Source organism: Edaphobacter bradus, from assembly GCF_025685645.1.
In the GTDB taxonomy this organism is placed as follows: domain Bacteria; phylum Acidobacteriota; class Terriglobia; order Terriglobales; family Acidobacteriaceae; genus Edaphobacter; species Edaphobacter bradus.
Genome location: NZ_JAGSYF010000001.1, coordinates 1,363,591 through 1,378,492, shown reverse-complemented (window position 1 = coordinate 1,378,492; position 14,902 = coordinate 1,363,591). Strand labels below are relative to the sequence as shown.

Here is a 14,902-nt window from a genome sequence, read left to right as displayed (position 1 = left end):
TGACGATGATTTGATATGGCGATGGTATCTTGAAAGACGTTTCCGCGGAGGACGGGATGAATCTGAACTGGTGATCGGGGCGGGCGGCATCGCATCCTGTTTGCAGGACCAATTTGAGACTCCGTGGTAAAGAAGAGCATGATGGCAAAGATCAAGAAGACTTTGATACAGGCGATTGAGGAGCGACGCGCGACACCCAGCTTTGATGGGACGCCGATTCCTGCCGAAGACCTGAAGCAGATTCTGAACGCGGGCCTGCATGCTCCGAGCGGGTTCAACCTGCAGCCATGGCGGTTTATCGTAGTGCAGTCGCTGGAGCAGAAGAAGAAGCTGCGGGCGGCGAGCTTCAACCAGGCGAAGGTGGAAGAGGCGTCCGCGGTGATTGTGGCCTGTGGCGATGCGGACGCGTGGCGCAAGGACCTGGATATGATGCTGAAGATGGGGCGCAACGGAGGAATGCCGGAGGCATATGCGGCCCAGGCCGAGGTGCGGGTCTCAAATTACATGGCGAATTTTTCGACCGAGCAGATGCAGTCGTGGCTGACGAAGCAGGTGACGCTGGCCTTTACCCACATGCTGCTGATGGCCGAGGTGATGGGATACGACACGGCTCCGATGGAAGGGTTTGAGCAGGAGAGGGTGCATGAGGTGCTGCGGCTGCCGATGAGCTACTGGGTGGTGGCGCTGCTGGGAGTGGGGCATCTGAAGGGGCCGGATAAGTACAACGGCGGCCGCTTCGAGATGGGGCATACAGTGTTCGGGGAAGAGTACGGCAAGCCGCTGAAGTGAGTAACGAGGTCGAGAGGGTGGAGCGGGAGTATCCAGCGTCGCCGATGGTGGGTGTGGCGGCAGTGGTCGTGCGCGGAGATGAGATTCTGCTGGTGCGGCGCGGGCGGGAGCCGCTGCGTGGGACGTGGTCGCTGCCCGGTGGCCTGCTGGAACTGGGCGAGACGACCGCAGAGGGCGTGGCGCGCGAGGTCCTGGAAGAGACCGCCGTGCGCGTGCAGCCGGTGGAGATTGTCACGACGCTTGACCGCATCATGCGTGATGACGATGGCCGCGTGCAGTACCATTATGTGCTGGTGGAGTGGTTGTGTCTTGCTGAGGACACGCGGAGCGAGCCGGTATGTGGAGACGATGCCGAGGCCGCCGAGTGGGTGAAGCGCGACGAGATTTTCTCTTCTGCGTATGGCCTGGCTGAGCCTACACTGGGCGTGATTGCAAAAGCTCTGAAGCTCGCGGAGACAATGAAGAGATGAGGACTGGGTTGCGGATTCTTTCAGTTGTAGTGCTTGTTCTGGTTGTCGGCGGCCTGGTGTTTTACTTCCATCCGCTATGGGTAACGGATCAGCAGCTTCGGCTTGCGCTGTGGCGCGAGGGTGTGAAGAGCGATTATGTGGAGGCAGGCGGGTACAGGCTGCACTACTTTGAGGCGCAGCCGGCTGGAGGGGGCGGCACTCCGCTGCTGCTGGTGCATGGATTGGGTGCTCGGGGGGAGGACTGGGCGAAGATGATTCCGGCGCTGGCGGCGCAGGGATTCCACGTATATGTGCCGGACCTGCTGGGCTATGGGAGATCGCAGAAGCCGGACGTGAGCTACTCGATCTCGATGGAAGAGGACGTGGTGGTGAAGTATATGCAGGCGATGCATCTGGCCAAAGCCGACGTGGGCGGATGGTCGATGGGTGGATGGATCTCGATGAAACTGGCGCTGGATCATCCGGAGCTGGTGGATCGGCTGGTGGTGTATGACAGCGCTGGGATTTATTTTCCCGCGAGCTTTGGGCCGGAACTGTTTGTGCCGGCAGATCAGGCGGGGATTACGCAGTTGATGAAGATGCTTTCGCCGCATCCGCGCGTGGTGCCGGGGTTTGTAGGCGAAGCTATTTTGCGGCGGATCGCGGGGAATGGGTGGGTCGTGGAGCGCAGCATGTCGGCGATGACGAACGGGCACGATCTGCTGGACTTTCGGCTGCACGATGTAAAGGAGCCGACGCTGGTGGTGTGGGGATCGCACGATGATCTGATTCCACTTTCGACGGGCGAGAAGATTCATGGCCTGATTCCGGGTTCGTCGTTGTTAGTGGTGGATGGGTGCGGGCATCTGGCTCCGGCGGAGTGCTGGAAGCCAGTAGTGAAGGGCACGGTGGAGTTTCTGAAGGCGGAGTCGCCTGCCACCGGTGGGGAGAAGACTGTTGCGGGGAACTAGTCTTCGTCGGGGTGCCACTGGTAGGCGTCTGGCTGGGACAGGCCGACGTGAGCGAGGACGCGGCAGACGTACTGGCGGGCCATCTCGCAGATGCTTTGCGGTTGGTTGTAGAGCGTGGGGATGACGGGAAAGATGGTGGCCCCGGCGTCAGACGCGAGCTGCATGTTGCGCAGGTGGATGCGATTGAAGGGGGTCTCGCGGACGCAGAGGATGAGCGGGCGGCGCTCCTTGAGGGTGACGTCGGCGGCGCGATGGATGAGGTTGGAGGCAAGGCCGTTGGCGATGGCGGCGAGGGTTCCCATGGAGCAGGGAAGGATGATCATGGCCGAGGTGGGATAGCTGCCGCTGGCGATGCTGGCTCCGATGTCGGAGTCGGCGTGCTGGTGGACTTTGGCTGAGGGTGAGCCGAGGAGCTTTTCGGCGAGGGCGTTGCGACCGCTGAGCTGGAGCTCTTCAGCGAAGACGCGGAGGGAGTTTTCAGAGGCGATGAAATTTATTTTTGCGACACGAGGGTCTGCGGCGAGGGCGCGAAGCATCTCAGCAGCGTAGATGCTGCCGCTGGCTCCGGTTACGGCGAGAGTGATGTTGTGGGGTTCGGTCACGAAATTGATTATCGCTCAGTGATGAAGAAGCTGCCGTGCGCGACTTTATCTGAGCCTTCGTTGTTTAAGCGGAATATGTCATTGAGTGGAGGGATATGGGCGCCTGCAGAGCAAGGAGTGAGCGCTGGAGTGTGTGGATGATGATCGGGATTGTGGCGATGCTGTTCCATGGCGCGAGGGCGCACGCCTCTGTCGCTCTGCTGATGGAAGAGCCATATGGAGATTTCGGGGCGTTCAATCCGACTGGACATGCGGCGGTTTATCTGAATCATGTTTGTGCGGAGTCGCCGACCGCGCTGCGGATGTGCCGCAAGGGTGAGTACGGCGTGGTGATCAGCAGGTATCACAAGATGAATGGATATGACTGGATTGCAGTGCCGCTGATTCCTTATCTGTATGCGGTGAACTCCGTGGATGAGATACCGGCTATGGTGGACAATGCGGCGGTTGCGGGGCTGCGTGATGCGTACCGGAGAAACTATCTCGAAGCGCTGGCTCCGGACAACAAGAAGGGCCTGGCACCGGGCGGGGAGTGGACGCAACTCGTCGGGGCTTCGTATGACCGAACGATCCATGGGTTTGAGGTGGAGAGCACGCCGGAGCAGGATGAGCGGTTCGTGGAGTACGTGAACGACAAGAGAAATGTGGGGCACTTCAACCTGTTCTTCCATAACTGCGCGGATTTTTCGCGGGTAGTGCTGGATATTTACCTTCCGCATGCGATCCATCGGAACTTTTTTGCCGACGCGGGCTTGATGACCCCTAAACAGGTGGCTCGTTCGCTGGTGAAGTATGGGAGAAAGCATCCTGAGGTGCATATGTCGGCGTTTGTGATCCCGCAAGTAAAAGGGAGCGCGCCGCGGAGCCATGGCGTGGACGGCGTTGCCGAGTCGCTGGTGAAGAGCAAGAAGTACCTGATCCCGCTGGTGGTGCTGAATCCCGAGGTAACCGGTGGGATTGTTGTGGCGTATCTGTTTGATGGCAGGTTGAAGCTGCCTAAGGACGCGAGAGTGTTTGCGGTAGACGATGCTGAGGTGACGGATGTGCCGGGGATGGCGGGCGTTACGTCGAGCGGAGTGCGCACGCCACTTCCGCAGCCTGCGGAGGGAACGAGTCCTCCGCATTAGCGGCTGGGGTTTGGGCCGCGGAGAGCGTAGGTGATGAGGGTCTCGCCGTGGAGGTTGTGGACGGTATTCCAGGCTTCGTTGCTGGCAGCTTCCTGTGCGGGGATGGTGGGGTCGAGTTCGCAGGCGGCGATCTCTTCAGTGGTGGCGTGGATGTAGCAGAGTTCGCAGGTGGCGAGGTTGCCGTCGGCGGTCCGCATGGGAGGACCGAAGGTACGGCAGACGATGGGGCGGTCTTCGTAGAGGTCGCAGGTTCCGGTGGTGGGGTCGAGGACGGGGCATGGCTCGTTGTCGCCTAGAGCGTTTTCGGCTTCGTCGGCGAAGAGGGGCGAGGTTTCGTAGTCTCCAGAGAGGATGCCGGTGGAGGTGTCGCCGGGGAAGTGTGGGTTCAGGCGGGCGAGGGATTCGGCTGCTCGGGCTTGGATGCGTTGCGATTTTGCTGGATCGGATTGTTCGAGGGCCTGGAGGCCTTCGCGTAGGCGGGCTGCGTCCCGCCGGGAGATGGGGAAGACTCCGTGGCAGCATTGGGTACAGCCGGGGCGGCAGACCAGGTGTGAGCCGCTGCGTTGGGTGGCGGAGAGTAGGGCGGCGTCTGCGATTTGGATTAGGGATTGCAACACGATGAATTCGTGGAAAGGTCGCGCTTCGCGCGATGCCCACATCTCAAAATCGAGATAGGGGGCACCCTTACCCGGCTAGACGGATTTGCGCTGGAAGGTCGTCTTCTTCGTGCCGGCGAAAGAATCTTTCGCCTTGACTGAGGCCGTGGACGATCCGGCGATTGGGTTTCCGCCGCTCTTCGCTTTCGCAGCTTTTTCGCGCGCTGCCTGGAGTTTCTGTGCTTTAGGGCCCAACCCACGTACCTTTATTTCGGATGCTTTAGGGATGAAATCACTCATGGAGAAATGCTCTCATGCTGAGAGGTTGTGAAACAAGGTGGGGCCGCGCGTGATCATTTTTGCGAGGCGCGCAGTAAGACGCCGTGGGTGCTTGGGTGCACTGGGACGACGGGCTAATTGTGGTGCCTGCGTTGGGTGGCGGAGAGTAGGGCGGTGTCTACGATTTGGATTAGGTTATCAACCAATGCGATGACACACTGCGAGCGAGGTGAGGTACTGGTTAACGTCCGCCAGGCATACTGATTGTCATTCCGCAGCGCAGCGGAGGAATCTGCTTCTCTATGCCTTATGGAATTGCTAGATTCAAACCAATGGCAGGTCGCGAGTACATCTTCTACACCTACATTCTCGCGAGTCGCTCCCGCAATCTCTATATCGGAGTCACAAACAATATTGTTGCAAGAGTCTTACAGCATCGCGAGCTTCGCCCAAATACATATACAGCACGATATAGAGTCACGCGGCTTGTCTATTACGAGCGGTTCGCCTATGTGCACAACGCGATCGCTCGCGAAAAAGAGTTAAAGGACTGGAACCGCCAGAGGAAGATCGAACTCATCGAGCAAGCCAATCCAATTTGGGAAGACCTTGCCGCAGACTGGTAGATGACATCCTCGATGGGTAAGACTAAAGCAGATTCCTCCGCTTCGCTACGGAATGACAACCAGAGGGGCGGACTGCAACCCAAAAGTAAGAGGCTTGACTAAATTGGCTTCTCTAAGACGCGATTGAAGATGGCGTCGACGTTGGCTAGCTGGCGGTTGTAGTCGAAGGCGTGGGCTAGTTTTTCGGGGGTGAGGCGGGCGGTGATCTCGGGGACTTTAGCGATCTCGTCGCGGAAGATGAGGCCGTTCTTCCATGAGTTCATGGCGTGGGATTGGACGAGGCGGTAGGCGTCTTCGCGGCTCATGCCGGATTCGGCGAGGTCGAGGAGGAGCTGGCCGGAAAAGATGAGGCCGCCGGTGGACTCGAGGTTCTTGAGCATGCGCGCGGGGTAGACGAGGAGCTTGGCTATCAGGTTCTCCGTCTTCGCGAGCAGGTAGTCGGCGAGGATGGTGGAGTCCGGGAGGATGACGCGCTCGGCCGAGGAGTGGGAGATGTCGCGCTCGTGCCAGAGGGCGATGTCCTCGAGCGCGACCTGGGCGTTGGCGCGCATGACGCGGGCGAGGCCGGAGATCTGCTCTGAGGTGATGGGGTTGCGCTTGTGCGGCATGGCGCTGGAGCCCTTCTGCTTTTCGGAGAAGAACTCCTCGGCCTCGCGGACCTCGGTGCGCTGGAGGTGGCGGATCTCGGTGGCGATCTTGTCGAGTGAGCTGCCGAGCACGGCGAGCGTTGAGATGTAGGTGGCGTGGCGGTCGCGCTGGAGGACCTGCGTTGCGATGTCGGCAGGCTTGAGGCCGAGTTCGGCGCAGATGGCCTCTTCGTGCTCTGGCTTGAGGTGGCCGAAGGTTCCGACGGCTCCGGAGAGCTTGCCTACGCGGAGATCTTCGGCGGCGGCGTCGAAGCGGGTGAGGTTGCGCTGAATCTCGGAGTACCAGAGGAGGAGCTTGAGCCCGAAGGTGGAGGGCTCGGCGTGGATGCCGTGCGTGCGTCCGATGATGGGGGTGTTCTTGAACTCGAGGGCGCGTCGCTTAAGGGTCTCGGAGAGTGTGACGATGCCGGCGCGGATGAGCGTGGAGGCCTCTTTGATCTGGAGGGCCTGGGCGGTGTCTACGACGTCTGTGGAGGTCAGGCCGTAGTGGAGCCAGCGGGAGTGCTCGGGGTTGTTGATGTGCTCGGCGACGGTGGTGGTGAAGGCGATGACGTCGTGCTTGACCTCGTCCTCGATGGCGTTAATGCGGGCGACAGTAAAATCTCCGCGGTCGCGGATGGCGTCGGCGGCCTCCTGCGGGACGAGGCCGAAGCGGGCGAGGGCCTGGGAGGCGGCGGCTTCAACCTTGAGCCAGCAGCGGTACTTGTTGTCGTCGGACCAGATGCGGCCCATCGCGGCGCGAGTGTAACGGGGGATCAAGGTGAGCTTCTCCGAGGACTATCGTTGGGGTGCGGTTACGAGTTTACGACGCCGAAGAGTTCGGCCATCTCGTCGTGGAGGAAGCCTTCGCCGGGACGGTAGGGCTGGACCCACTTGCCGTCGATGACGAACTGCGGGATGGCGCGCTTGCCTACGTTGGCGAGGACGAGATCGGCGGCACCGGGGGTGGTCTCGATGTCGATCTCGTTGTAAGGGATGTTGTGAGTAGCGAGGAACCGCTTGGCTACGCGGCAGTCGCGACACCAGGCGGCTGTGTAGACGGTTAATTCCATGTATGTATTTTACCGGTTGGGTTGGAGGAGGTCCCAGCGGTTTCCGTAGAGATCGCAGAAGACGGCGACGGTGCCGTAGGACTCGCTGCGTGGGTTCTCCAAGAAGAGAACGCCCTTCGACTGCATGCGCTCGTAGTCACGCCAGAAATCGTCGGTGTGGAGAAAGAGAGCGACCCGGCCACCGGTCTGGTCTCCGATGTGTGCCGTCTGTTCGGGCGTAGAAGCTTGCGCGAGGAGGATGCTTGTCTCCGTGGCTCCGGGAGGAGCGACTAGAAGCCAACGCTTGCCGTCGCCAAGGGGAGTGTCTTCGATGAGTCTGAAGCCCAGCGATTCGGTATAGAAACGCAAGGCCTCGTCGTAGTCTCGGACCAACAGGGTGACGTATCCGATGTGCGGCATGGTTATTGCCTATGGTAGTTGGTGAGCAGTTCAGTGATCGTCATGAGGTCGGTGACAATAGTGTCTCCCATGTGCTCAAGCGTTGCGACGCATTGGTCGGCGGCCTCGGCGTTGCCTGCGCCGCAGGCGTCGCGAACGAGAATGGGGATGATGCCGAGGTCGGCGGCTTGACGGCACGTCGGCTCGATTCCGATCTCGAGGGCGATGCCGGCGAGGATGAGACTGCGGATGCCACAGTCGCGCAGAGTGAACTGGAGAGGCGTTCCCTCAAAAGCGGACATGGCAAGCTTGTCGAAGATGGCTTCGCTGGGAAGAGGCTGGAGCTCGGGGACGAGCTGGAATCCCGGGGAGTCGCGAAGAAATGGAGAGGAGACCTCGGCGGGGCTTTGCTTGCGTTGCCAGGCCATGGCCATGCGGTATTGGAATGCGCCCATCAGCTCAAGCGGGAGCGACATGTGGCGGGTGAAGATCGTCCGGATGCCTGCTCGGCGTGTGGCTTTGAGGAGTTTCTGAACCTTGCTCAGAATGGCTGGGCCGTCTGGTATCTGCGGAACGATGCCGACCTGCATGTCATAGACGAGAAGCGCGGTGCGCTGCGGGTGTACCAGTTCCTGAACTGTGGAGAAGATCTCGATGCCGTTGTGCATTGTCATGGTTGATGTGCTTTGAACTGCAATTACTGCTCATGGTAGTTGACCATGAGGCCTCCATCGACGACGTAGGTGCTGCCGGTGATGTAAGCGGCGTCGTCGGCGGCGAGGAAGGCGGCGAGGCCGGCGACGTCTTCGGGTTTGCCCAGGCGGTTGAGGGGGATGTTTTTCAGAAGGGCGTCGAGCTTGGGTTTGTCGCCGAGAAGCGCAGTGTTGATGGGGGTCATGATGGCTCCTGGCGCGATGTTGTTGATGGTAATGCCAAGCGGGCCGAGCTCGACGGCGAGGTTGCGCGTGAGCATGCGCATGGCTCCCTTGGAGGCGCAGTATGTGGAGAAGTGGGGAAAGGCCATGTCCTCGTGGACGGAGCTGATGTTGATGACGCGGCCGGGGAGTTTTGCGTCGCGGAGGCGGCGGACGAAGGCCTGAGTGAGGAAGAAGGCTCCCTTGAGATTGACGCCGAGGACGGCGTCGTAGTCCTGCTCGGTGACGTCCCAGAAGTCGGCGCCTTTTTCGATGCCGGCGTTGTTGACGAGGATGTCGCAGCGGCCTAGCTGTTTGTACGTCTGGTCGACGAGGTTCTGGGTGTCGCTGAGTTTGGAGACGTCGGCCTGGACAAGAATCGCTTTGCCGCCCACTGCTTCGACTTTGGCTTTGGTGTCGTTCGCGCCTTCGGGGTGGCTGCGGTAGTCGACGACGATGTTTGCGCCCTCGGCAGCGAGCCGAATGGCGATGGACTGGCCGATGCCAGAGCTGGAGCCGGTGACGATGGCGACTTTGTTCTGCAGCGTGGGCAAGCGGCTCTCCTTTGTGAGAGGTCTCCAGAGTGTGATGCAGTGTGCGCCGTGGCTACGTGAGACGTGTGTGAATTATTTCTTTGCCGGGATGATGACGGCCATGCCGGGAGAGACTTTGTACTGCTCGGCGAAGTTGCGCTGGTTGAGCGAGAGCGCGAGGCGGCCTCGGGAGTCGATGTAGAAGAGCGGGCTGGCGATGGGGACGTCGCTGAAGGTCTTCTCGAACGGAATGGTGTAAGAGCGGCCGTCGATGGTGACAGGGACGGAGTCGCCGATGTCGTAGCCGAGTCTGGCGAAGGTCTCGGACGGGACGTTGAGGATGACGTTGCCGAAGGGGCCGTCGAAGCCGAGGACCTGGGCGTGGAGGCCGGTGGAGTCGACGGTGGGGACGGGGATGTCGATGCGAACGAGCTTGGCGACGTCGAGCGCGGGGCCGGCGGTGGTCCAGTCGTCGCCGCGCGCGAGGTGGGCTCCGGCGGGCGAGAAAATGTCACGGCCGTGAAAGGTGGAGGAGAGACGCGCGCCGATCATCCATGCGGGGTTGGTGATCTCGCGGGCGGCGATGATCCGGTTCTCGCCCTTGGATGGCATCAGCGTGAGCAGGCCGTTGTCGGGGAGGACGAAATACTGGCCGCGCCGCGAGTGGGCGATGATGGCCTTGCGTGCGCTGCCGACGCCGGGGTCGATGACGACGATGATGACTGCGTCGGCAGGGAAGTAAGGCGCGGAGCCGGCGAGGAAGCGGGCGCCTTCGGCGACGTCATAGGGCGTGGCCTGGTGGGTGATATCGATGACGCGGACGCCGGGGTCGATGCTTTCCATGACGGCCTTGCAGATGCCGATTGCGTCATCTTTGACGTCGAAGTCGGTCATGAAGCCGACGACGTGCTGCTTGGATTGCTGGGCGTGGAGTGTGGTGGCGGCGAAGAGAAGAGCAAGCAGCAGACGGGCGAGCTTCATGCGATGAGCATAAATTATGCCTGGTGCTTCGCCGCTTCCTTTCCTTTGTGTCTTGCGATGATCTCGGAGAGGAGGGATTTGGCTTTTTCGAGTTCGGATTTGCGCTCGTCGGAGAGATTTTTGCCGGCGCGGTTGATGTAGAAGTTCAGCATGCGCATGCCGGAGGCCGGGCCCTTGGGCGATACTTCCTCGGATGCGAGCGAGCGGGCTATGGTCGAGGCGCTTCTTGTGAAGAGTCCTTCTTCAGGATAGGTTGATGCCGTCGTAACCTTCGCGGACCACTTTTTCTTCGTTGCCATGGGGCCCTCCTGCCAGCGCGTCCTGCGCATCTATAGGATGCGGATCGAGGATGGCTTTGCCGCGGCGCTCGCGGAAGAAGTTGGTGAGCATGCGGCTGCATTGGTCGGCGAGGAGGCCGGTGCTGACCTCAACTCGGTGATTCAGCTGAGGATGGTTAAGGACGGAAAGCACGCTGCCGCAGGCTCCAGCCTTGGGGTCGTCTGCGGCGTAGACGAGGCGTGCGATGCGGGCGTGAAGGATGGCGCTGGCGCACATAGCGCAGGGTTCGAGTGTGACGTAGAGGTTGCAGCCGCCCTGGGGAGTAAGGATGCGGTAGTTGGAGAGTCTGCGGCCAGCCTCACGGAGGGCGACGATCTCAGCGTGGGCGGTGGGGTCGGAGTCGCGAAGGACGCGGTTCTGTCCTCGGCCGAGAATTGTGCCATCGGGCCCGACGACGATTGCTCCGACGGGAACTTCGCCGGCGGCCTGAGAGGACTGGGCCTCTGCGATGGCGATGCGCATGAACTGCTCGTCCGTGATGTCGTCGGCGATCATCAGGCGGGCTCCTGTTGCGTCATGCAGTGTAATGCGCCGAGTCCCCAGATGAAGTCCACGCAGTGGATTCCGATGACTTTTCGGTCAGGGAAACAGGTGGCGATGGTGTTGAGGGCGTGGCGGTCGTTGGTGTCGTTGAAGGTAGGTACGAGGACGGCCTCGTTGGCGATGTAGAAGTTAGCGTAGCTCGCGGGCAGGCGCTGGCCTTCGAAGACGACGGGCGCGGGCATGGGGAGTTCGACAATCTTGAACGGCTGGCCCGCGAGGTTGCGGGCAGAGCGCAGGCGGTCGAGATTTTCTGCGAGCGGGAGGTGGTTCTCGTCGTGGGTGCTGGGTTCGACGCAGGTGAGGATTGTGTCTTCATCGACGAAGCGGGTGATGTCGTCGACGTGGCCGTGGGTGTCGTCGCCGGCGGCTCCGCGGTGAAGCCAGATGGTCTGGTCGATTCCAAGGTAGTCGTGGAATGCCTGCTCAAGCTGCTCACGGCTGACGCCGGGATTGCGTTGCTGCACGTCCGAGAGGAGGCACTCTTCAGTGGTGAGGAGGACTCCGGCGCCGTTGGTGTCGATGGAGCCACCTTCGAGGACGAGGCGGTGTTGCCTGCCGTCAATCTCGACCTCGGGCTGGAACTCTTCCATGTCGTAGAGTTTGGCGACGTGGTGGGGGATCTGGTCGTCGCGGTGCCAGTTGGGGTACTTGGCCCAGGCATTGAAGCGCCAGTTCGTGATGGCGAGGGCGCCGTCGGGGTTCTTCACGGAGCCTTCAGCCATCTTTTTGACAAAGATGGGGCCGGAGTCGCGGAGCCAGACGCGGTCGGTGAGCCAGTGGTGGAAGTGGAGGCGGGCGAGGTTGGCTCCGGCGCGAAGGAGCATGCGTCGGGCGCGTTTCTCGGAGGTCTCATCGTTGATGAGGATGTGGATATCTTCGCAGCAGGAGAGGTGGCGGACGATCTCGACGTAGACCCAGGGGATGGGCTGGAACTTTCCGGGCCAATCCTCGGCGTTGTGGGGCCAGGCGATCCACGTGGCAGAGTGGGGAGCCCATTCGGCGGGCATGCGGAAGTTCTGGTCACGGGGTGTGGTCATCTGGCGTCTATCGTCTCTCGTTGCGTTCGGCTGGGATGATGTTGTTGCCGTCTGGACCAGCGTATAAAGCAATCAAACAAATGGTTCTTAAGCCCGGGTTTCCTCGTGCATGGCCGCTTCCGTGGCTGCGCAAGCAATGCCTCGCAGATCTTCCGCGACTTCTTTTTCTGCAGTCCAAGTATAGGACACTGGCTGGGCGGTTGAGCGGAGTGAGGCTGAGAGGCCGAGCAGGGGTATAGGATGTATGTCGGCTACACGCTCTAACATTTCCGTGGTCAGGAAGGCTCTTCGATAGATTATGGCAATTGGCGTCGGTGTACCCTCCAGCTCGCAACAAATTGGCGCATATAGAACGGATGTCCGGGCCATGAGCATCGCGACGATGCTCTTCTTCATGTGGGGCTTCCTTACCTGTCTCAACGACATCCTGATCCCCCACCTGAAGGCTATCTTCGATCTGAACTACGCGCAGGCGATGCTGGTGCAGTTCTGCTTCTTCTCGTCGTACTTCATCTTCGCGCTGCCTTCGGGCAAGCTGGTGGAGTGGCGCGGGTATAAGGGCACGATGGTGATCGGGCTGCTGGTGATGGCGGCGGGAGCGTTTCTATTTCTGCCTGCTTCGACGATGGCATCGTTCGGCGTGTTTTTGACGGCGCTGGTGATTCTGGCTGCCGGCATTACGAGCCTGCAGGTTGCGGCGAATCCGTATGTGGCTCACCTGGGGCCTCCGGAGACGTCGGCCGCCCGCTTGAATCTTTCGCAGGCGTTCAACTCGTTTGGAACGTTTGTGGCGCCTTTTTTTGGCAGCGCATTGATTCTGACCACGACGCAGGTTTCGGAGGAGACGCTGCGTTCCTATCCGGTGGCACTGCTGCACCAGTACCGCATGGACCAGGCCTCGTCGGTGCGGCTGCCTTACCTTGGTATCGGCCTGACGCTTGTGCTGCTGGCGATCGCGCTTGCGCTTGTGAAGTTGCCGCCGATGGACTTCACGCGCGACATCCGTCCGGGTGAACTGGTGGAGGGTGCGGACGGTGGCAGCATCTGGCGGCATCCAGTGTTGCTGGCCGGCGCGCTGGGAATCTTTGTGTACGTGGGGGCGGAGGTTTCGATCGGCAGCTTCCTGGTGAATTATTTCGGGCTGCCCGAGATTGCTCACTTCCCGGAGAAGGTGGCTGCGCGGTATGTCTCGCTGTACTGGGGCGGAGCGATGGTGGGCCGGTTCGTCGGCTCGTGGCTGTTGACGAAGCTGAAGACGAGCACGGTACTGGGCTCGGCGGCGGTGGTGGCCTGTGGACTGGTGGTGACGTCGATCCTGACCCACGGACACACGGCGATGTGGGTCATTCTTGCGGTGGGGCTGTTCAATTCGGTGATGTTCCCCAGTATCTTTACGGTTGGACTGACAGGGCTGGGGCCGCTGACCAGTAAGGGATCGAGCCTGATGGTGGCGGCGATCGTGGGCGGCGCGCTGATTCCGCTCGCGGAAGGACATCTGGCCGATGCGATTGGGGTGCACCACGCGTTTGTTATTCCGGCGGTCTGCTACATCTACATTGCCTTGTTTGGGTATTTGGGTGGGCGGCGTGCAGAGCGGGAGATAGCGGAGATCGAGGCGGCGCAGGCCCGGGCTTAGGGGTTTGGCCATATCTTTGTTGCGGAGAGATGCCGGCGTTTGTTGCGCGAGATCAGTGCCGGTTGCTTCTAGGTACGCCAAGCCTGATTGCGACGGCACCTCCTATTCCATCGGCCAGAAATCCTTCTTTAAGCTGCAAACACCAAGCAAAAGAGCGGAGGTAGCATTCTGCCTCGTCCGCCATTTTTCTTAGCAGGAGCGTGTCTGTCTCGTCGTCCCCGACGATGCTATCGACTGCAATATCGGTTCGGAGATCGCTAATCCAAAAAGCGTTTTGCTATGCCTTCGTAGGCGTCGATGCGGCGGTCGCGCAGGAAGGGCCAGTGCTGGCGGGTGACTTCGATGAGCTTGGAGTCGAGGTCAGCGTAGAGGATCTCTTCCCTGTCGTGGCTAGCCTGGGCGATGATGCGGCCGAAGGGGTCGGCGATGAAGCTGCCGCCCCAGAACTCGAGGCCTGAGCTGGGAGTGTGGTCGCCGGGCCCTTTGAGCTCGACGATCGCGGGGTTGCCGTCGGCTGCGGGGGCCTTGAAGGTGACGTCGCCGTGCTCGTGGCCGACGCGGTTGACGGAGCAGACGAAGACTCCGTTGGCGATGGCGTGGGCACGTTGGGCGGTCTGCCAGGCCTCGTACTGGGCGGTGCCGAACTCCTTCTTCTCGGAGGGGTGCCAGCCGATGGCGGTGGGGAAGAAGAGGACCTCGGCTCCTTTGAGGGCAGTCACGCGGGCGCCTTCGGGGTACCACTGGTCCCAGCAGACGAGAGTGCCGATGGGGCCGGAGGTGGTTTTGGTGGCTTTGAAGCCGAGGTCGCCGGGGGTGAAGTAGAACTTCTCGTAGTAGAGAGGGTCGTCGGGGATGTGCATCTTGCGGTAGATGTCGGCGATGCGGCCGTCCTTCTCGATAGTGACGGCGGTGTTGTGGTAGAGGCCGGGGGCGCGGCGCTCGAACAACGACGCGACGAGGACGACCCCGGTTTCGCGGCAGACGCGAGTAAGGACGTCGGTGGAGTGGCCAGGGATGGACTCGGCAAGGTCAAAGAGGGCGTGGTCCTCGCGCTGGCAGAAGTACTGGGCGCGGAAGAGCTCAGGGAGGCAGACGAGAGTGGCCCCCTGGCGGGCGGCCTCGTAGACGCGCTCGGCGGCCTTGTCGAGGTTGATCTGGGTGTCCGGGGCGCAGGACATCTGAATAAGGGCGACGCGCTTCGTGGTGCTGTTGGCTTTGTTCGACATTGTCTCCTTCTATCTTACGGATGAGTGGCCCGGGATGGTTGTCGGAAGTGCGAAAGTTGCGGCACATTTAGGCAAGACTTTGCAGATAGGAGCCGAGGAAAACCTTGCGAATTGTTGAGAAATAATGCCTTCCTTCTACGGCAGGCAGATTGCGGATGCGTCTTAACGGATTCAAAA

At 61.0% G+C, this 14,902-nt stretch carries 19 protein-coding genes; 6 read left to right on the top strand and 13 right to left on the bottom strand.

The window, feature by feature from the left end:
* The first annotated feature begins 141 nt into the window (after window positions 1-141).
* The 3 genes from OHL16_RS05870 to OHL16_RS05860 are packed head-to-tail and all read left to right on the top strand — an operon-like array spanning window position 142 to window position 2,209.
* Window positions 142-789 carry a nitroreductase family protein gene (locus OHL16_RS05870; RefSeq protein ID WP_263366243.1) on the top strand — a complete coding sequence of 216 codons (648 nt, stop codon included), beginning with the start codon at window positions 142-144 and terminating at the stop codon, window positions 787-789.
* Window positions 786-1,259 carry an NUDIX hydrolase gene (locus OHL16_RS05865; protein ID WP_263366132.1) on the top strand — a complete coding sequence of 158 codons (474 nt, stop codon included), beginning with the start codon at window positions 786-788 and terminating at the stop codon, window positions 1,257-1,259. Before OHL16_RS05870 ends, OHL16_RS05865 begins: the two co-directional genes overlap by 4 nt.
* Complete coding sequence (locus OHL16_RS05860) at window positions 1,256-2,209, top strand: alpha/beta fold hydrolase (RefSeq protein ID WP_263366131.1); 954 nt, start codon at window positions 1,256-1,258, stop codon at window positions 2,207-2,209. The genes OHL16_RS05865 and OHL16_RS05860 overlap by 4 nt, the downstream gene beginning before the upstream one ends.
* On the opposite strand, the gene OHL16_RS05855 is transcribed toward OHL16_RS05860, so the two are convergent.
* Complete coding sequence (locus OHL16_RS05855; protein ID WP_263366130.1) at window positions 2,206-2,811, bottom strand: UbiX family flavin prenyltransferase; 606 nt, start codon at window positions 2,809-2,811, stop codon at window positions 2,206-2,208. The genes OHL16_RS05860 and OHL16_RS05855 overlap by 4 nt on opposite strands.
* 137 nt (window positions 2,812-2,948) lie before the next feature.
* Between OHL16_RS05855 and OHL16_RS05850 the strand changes: the two genes are divergently transcribed.
* Complete coding sequence (locus OHL16_RS05850; RefSeq protein ID WP_263366129.1) at window positions 2,949-3,938, top strand: hypothetical protein; 990 nt, start codon at window positions 2,949-2,951, stop codon at window positions 3,936-3,938.
* Here the strand turns inward: OHL16_RS05850 and OHL16_RS05845 are convergent.
* Entirely contained in the window at window positions 3,935-4,555 is a 621-nt protein-coding gene (locus OHL16_RS05845; RefSeq protein ID WP_263366128.1) for a YkgJ family cysteine cluster protein, read from the bottom strand. The two genes, OHL16_RS05850 and OHL16_RS05845, sit on opposite strands and share 4 nt — an antisense overlap.
* 75 nt (window positions 4,556-4,630) lie before the next feature.
* Entirely contained in the window at window positions 4,631-4,834 is a 204-nt protein-coding gene (locus tag OHL16_RS05840) for a hypothetical protein (RefSeq protein ID WP_263366127.1), read from the bottom strand.
* 281 nt (window positions 4,835-5,115) lie between these two features.
* On the opposite strand from OHL16_RS05840, the gene OHL16_RS05835 reads away from it, so the two are divergent.
* Window positions 5,116-5,439 carry a GIY-YIG nuclease family protein gene (locus tag OHL16_RS05835; protein WP_263366126.1) on the top strand — a complete coding sequence of 108 codons (324 nt, stop codon included), beginning with the start codon at window positions 5,116-5,118 and terminating at the stop codon, window positions 5,437-5,439.
* 98 nt (window positions 5,440-5,537) lie between these two features.
* On the opposite strand, the gene purB is transcribed toward OHL16_RS05835, so the two are convergent.
* From purB to OHL16_RS05790, 9 genes are all read right to left on the bottom strand, one after another.
* Window positions 5,538-6,845, bottom strand: coding sequence for an adenylosuccinate lyase (gene purB / locus OHL16_RS05830; RefSeq protein WP_263366125.1), 1,308 nt, complete (start codon window positions 6,843-6,845; stop codon window positions 5,538-5,540).
* Between the two features lie 35 nt (window positions 6,846-6,880).
* Window positions 6,881-7,138, bottom strand: coding sequence for a glutaredoxin family protein (locus tag OHL16_RS05825; RefSeq protein ID WP_263366124.1), 258 nt, complete (start codon window positions 7,136-7,138; stop codon window positions 6,881-6,883).
* 9 nt (window positions 7,139-7,147) lie between these two features.
* Window positions 7,148-7,537, bottom strand: coding sequence for a VOC family protein (locus OHL16_RS05820; protein WP_263366123.1), 390 nt, complete (start codon window positions 7,535-7,537; stop codon window positions 7,148-7,150).
* Between the two features lie 2 nt (window positions 7,538-7,539).
* Window positions 7,540-8,190 (bottom strand): cysteine hydrolase family protein, encoded by a 651-nt coding sequence (locus OHL16_RS05815; RefSeq protein ID WP_263366122.1) that lies wholly within the window; start codon window positions 8,188-8,190, stop codon window positions 7,540-7,542.
* Window positions 8,191-8,213: 23 nt separating this feature from the next.
* Window positions 8,214-8,984, bottom strand: coding sequence for an SDR family NAD(P)-dependent oxidoreductase (locus tag OHL16_RS05810; RefSeq protein WP_263366121.1), 771 nt, complete (start codon window positions 8,982-8,984; stop codon window positions 8,214-8,216).
* 72 nt (window positions 8,985-9,056) lie between these two features.
* Window positions 9,057-9,944 carry an SAM hydrolase/SAM-dependent halogenase family protein gene (locus OHL16_RS05805; RefSeq protein WP_263366120.1) on the bottom strand — a complete coding sequence of 296 codons (888 nt, stop codon included), beginning with the start codon at window positions 9,942-9,944 and terminating at the stop codon, window positions 9,057-9,059.
* Between the two features lie 14 nt (window positions 9,945-9,958).
* Entirely contained in the window at window positions 9,959-10,243 is a 285-nt protein-coding gene (locus OHL16_RS05800) for a DUF3175 domain-containing protein (protein WP_263366119.1), read from the bottom strand.
* A complete protein-coding gene (gene tadA / locus OHL16_RS05795) occupies window positions 10,188-10,778 on the bottom strand; it encodes a tRNA adenosine(34) deaminase TadA (RefSeq protein ID WP_263366118.1) in 591 nt (196 codons plus the stop codon). Before tadA ends, OHL16_RS05800 begins: the two co-directional genes overlap by 56 nt.
* Window positions 10,778-11,863: an agmatine deiminase family protein gene (locus tag OHL16_RS05790; protein ID WP_263366117.1), complete on the bottom strand. Its 1,086-nt coding sequence runs from the start codon at window positions 11,861-11,863 to the stop codon at window positions 10,778-10,780. Before OHL16_RS05790 ends, tadA begins: the two co-directional genes overlap by 1 nt.
* Before the next feature lie 367 nt (window positions 11,864-12,230).
* Between OHL16_RS05790 and OHL16_RS05785 the strand changes: the two genes are divergently transcribed.
* Entirely contained in the window at window positions 12,231-13,499 is a 1,269-nt protein-coding gene (locus tag OHL16_RS05785) for a sugar MFS transporter (protein WP_317891033.1), read from the top strand.
* Window positions 13,500-13,756: 257 nt separating this feature from the next.
* Here the strand turns inward: OHL16_RS05785 and OHL16_RS05780 are convergent, their stop codons facing one another.
* Window positions 13,757-14,725 carry a carbon-nitrogen hydrolase gene (locus OHL16_RS05780; RefSeq protein ID WP_263366115.1) on the bottom strand — a complete coding sequence of 323 codons (969 nt, stop codon included), beginning with the start codon at window positions 14,723-14,725 and terminating at the stop codon, window positions 13,757-13,759.
* Window positions 14,726-14,902: the final 177 nt, after the last annotated feature.

Excerpts from the sequence above, each read along its gene's own strand:
- OHL16_RS05870 (WP_263366243.1), top strand. The coding sequence starts at position 142 with ATGGCAAAGATCAAGAAGACTTTGATACAGGCGATTGAGGAGCGACGC.
- OHL16_RS05860 (WP_263366131.1), top strand. The coding sequence starts at position 1,256 with ATGAGGACTGGGTTGCGGATTCTTTCAGTTGTAGTGCTTGTTCTGGTT.
- OHL16_RS05850 (WP_263366129.1), top strand. The coding sequence starts at position 2,949 with ATGATGATCGGGATTGTGGCGATGCTGTTCCATGGCGCGAGGGCGCAC.
- OHL16_RS05840 (WP_263366127.1), bottom strand. The coding sequence starts at position 4,834 with ATGAGTGATTTCATCCCTAAAGCATCCGAAATAAAGGTACGTGGGTTG.
- OHL16_RS05835 (WP_263366126.1), top strand. The coding sequence starts at position 5,116 with ATGCCTTATGGAATTGCTAGATTCAAACCAATGGCAGGTCGCGAGTAC.
- OHL16_RS05825 (WP_263366124.1), bottom strand. The coding sequence starts at position 7,138 with ATGGAATTAACCGTCTACACAGCCGCCTGGTGTCGCGACTGCCGCGTA.
- OHL16_RS05820 (WP_263366123.1), bottom strand. The coding sequence starts at position 7,537 with ATGCCGCACATCGGATACGTCACCCTGTTGGTCCGAGACTACGACGAG.
- OHL16_RS05815 (WP_263366122.1), bottom strand. The coding sequence starts at position 8,190 with ATGACAATGCACAACGGCATCGAGATCTTCTCCACAGTTCAGGAACTG.
- OHL16_RS05805 (WP_263366120.1), bottom strand. The coding sequence starts at position 9,944 with ATGAAGCTCGCCCGTCTGCTGCTTGCTCTTCTCTTCGCCGCCACCACA.
- OHL16_RS05800 (WP_263366119.1), bottom strand. The coding sequence starts at position 10,243 with ATGGCAACGAAGAAAAAGTGGTCCGCGAAGGTTACGACGGCATCAACC.
- tadA (WP_263366118.1), bottom strand. The coding sequence starts at position 10,778 with ATGATCGCCGACGACATCACGGACGAGCAGTTCATGCGCATCGCCATC.
- OHL16_RS05790 (WP_263366117.1), bottom strand. The coding sequence starts at position 11,863 with ATGACCACACCCCGTGACCAGAACTTCCGCATGCCCGCCGAATGGGCT.
- OHL16_RS05785 (WP_317891033.1), top strand. The coding sequence starts at position 12,231 with ATGAGCATCGCGACGATGCTCTTCTTCATGTGGGGCTTCCTTACCTGT.
- OHL16_RS05780 (WP_263366115.1), bottom strand. The coding sequence starts at position 14,725 with ATGTCGAACAAAGCCAACAGCACCACGAAGCGCGTCGCCCTTATTCAG.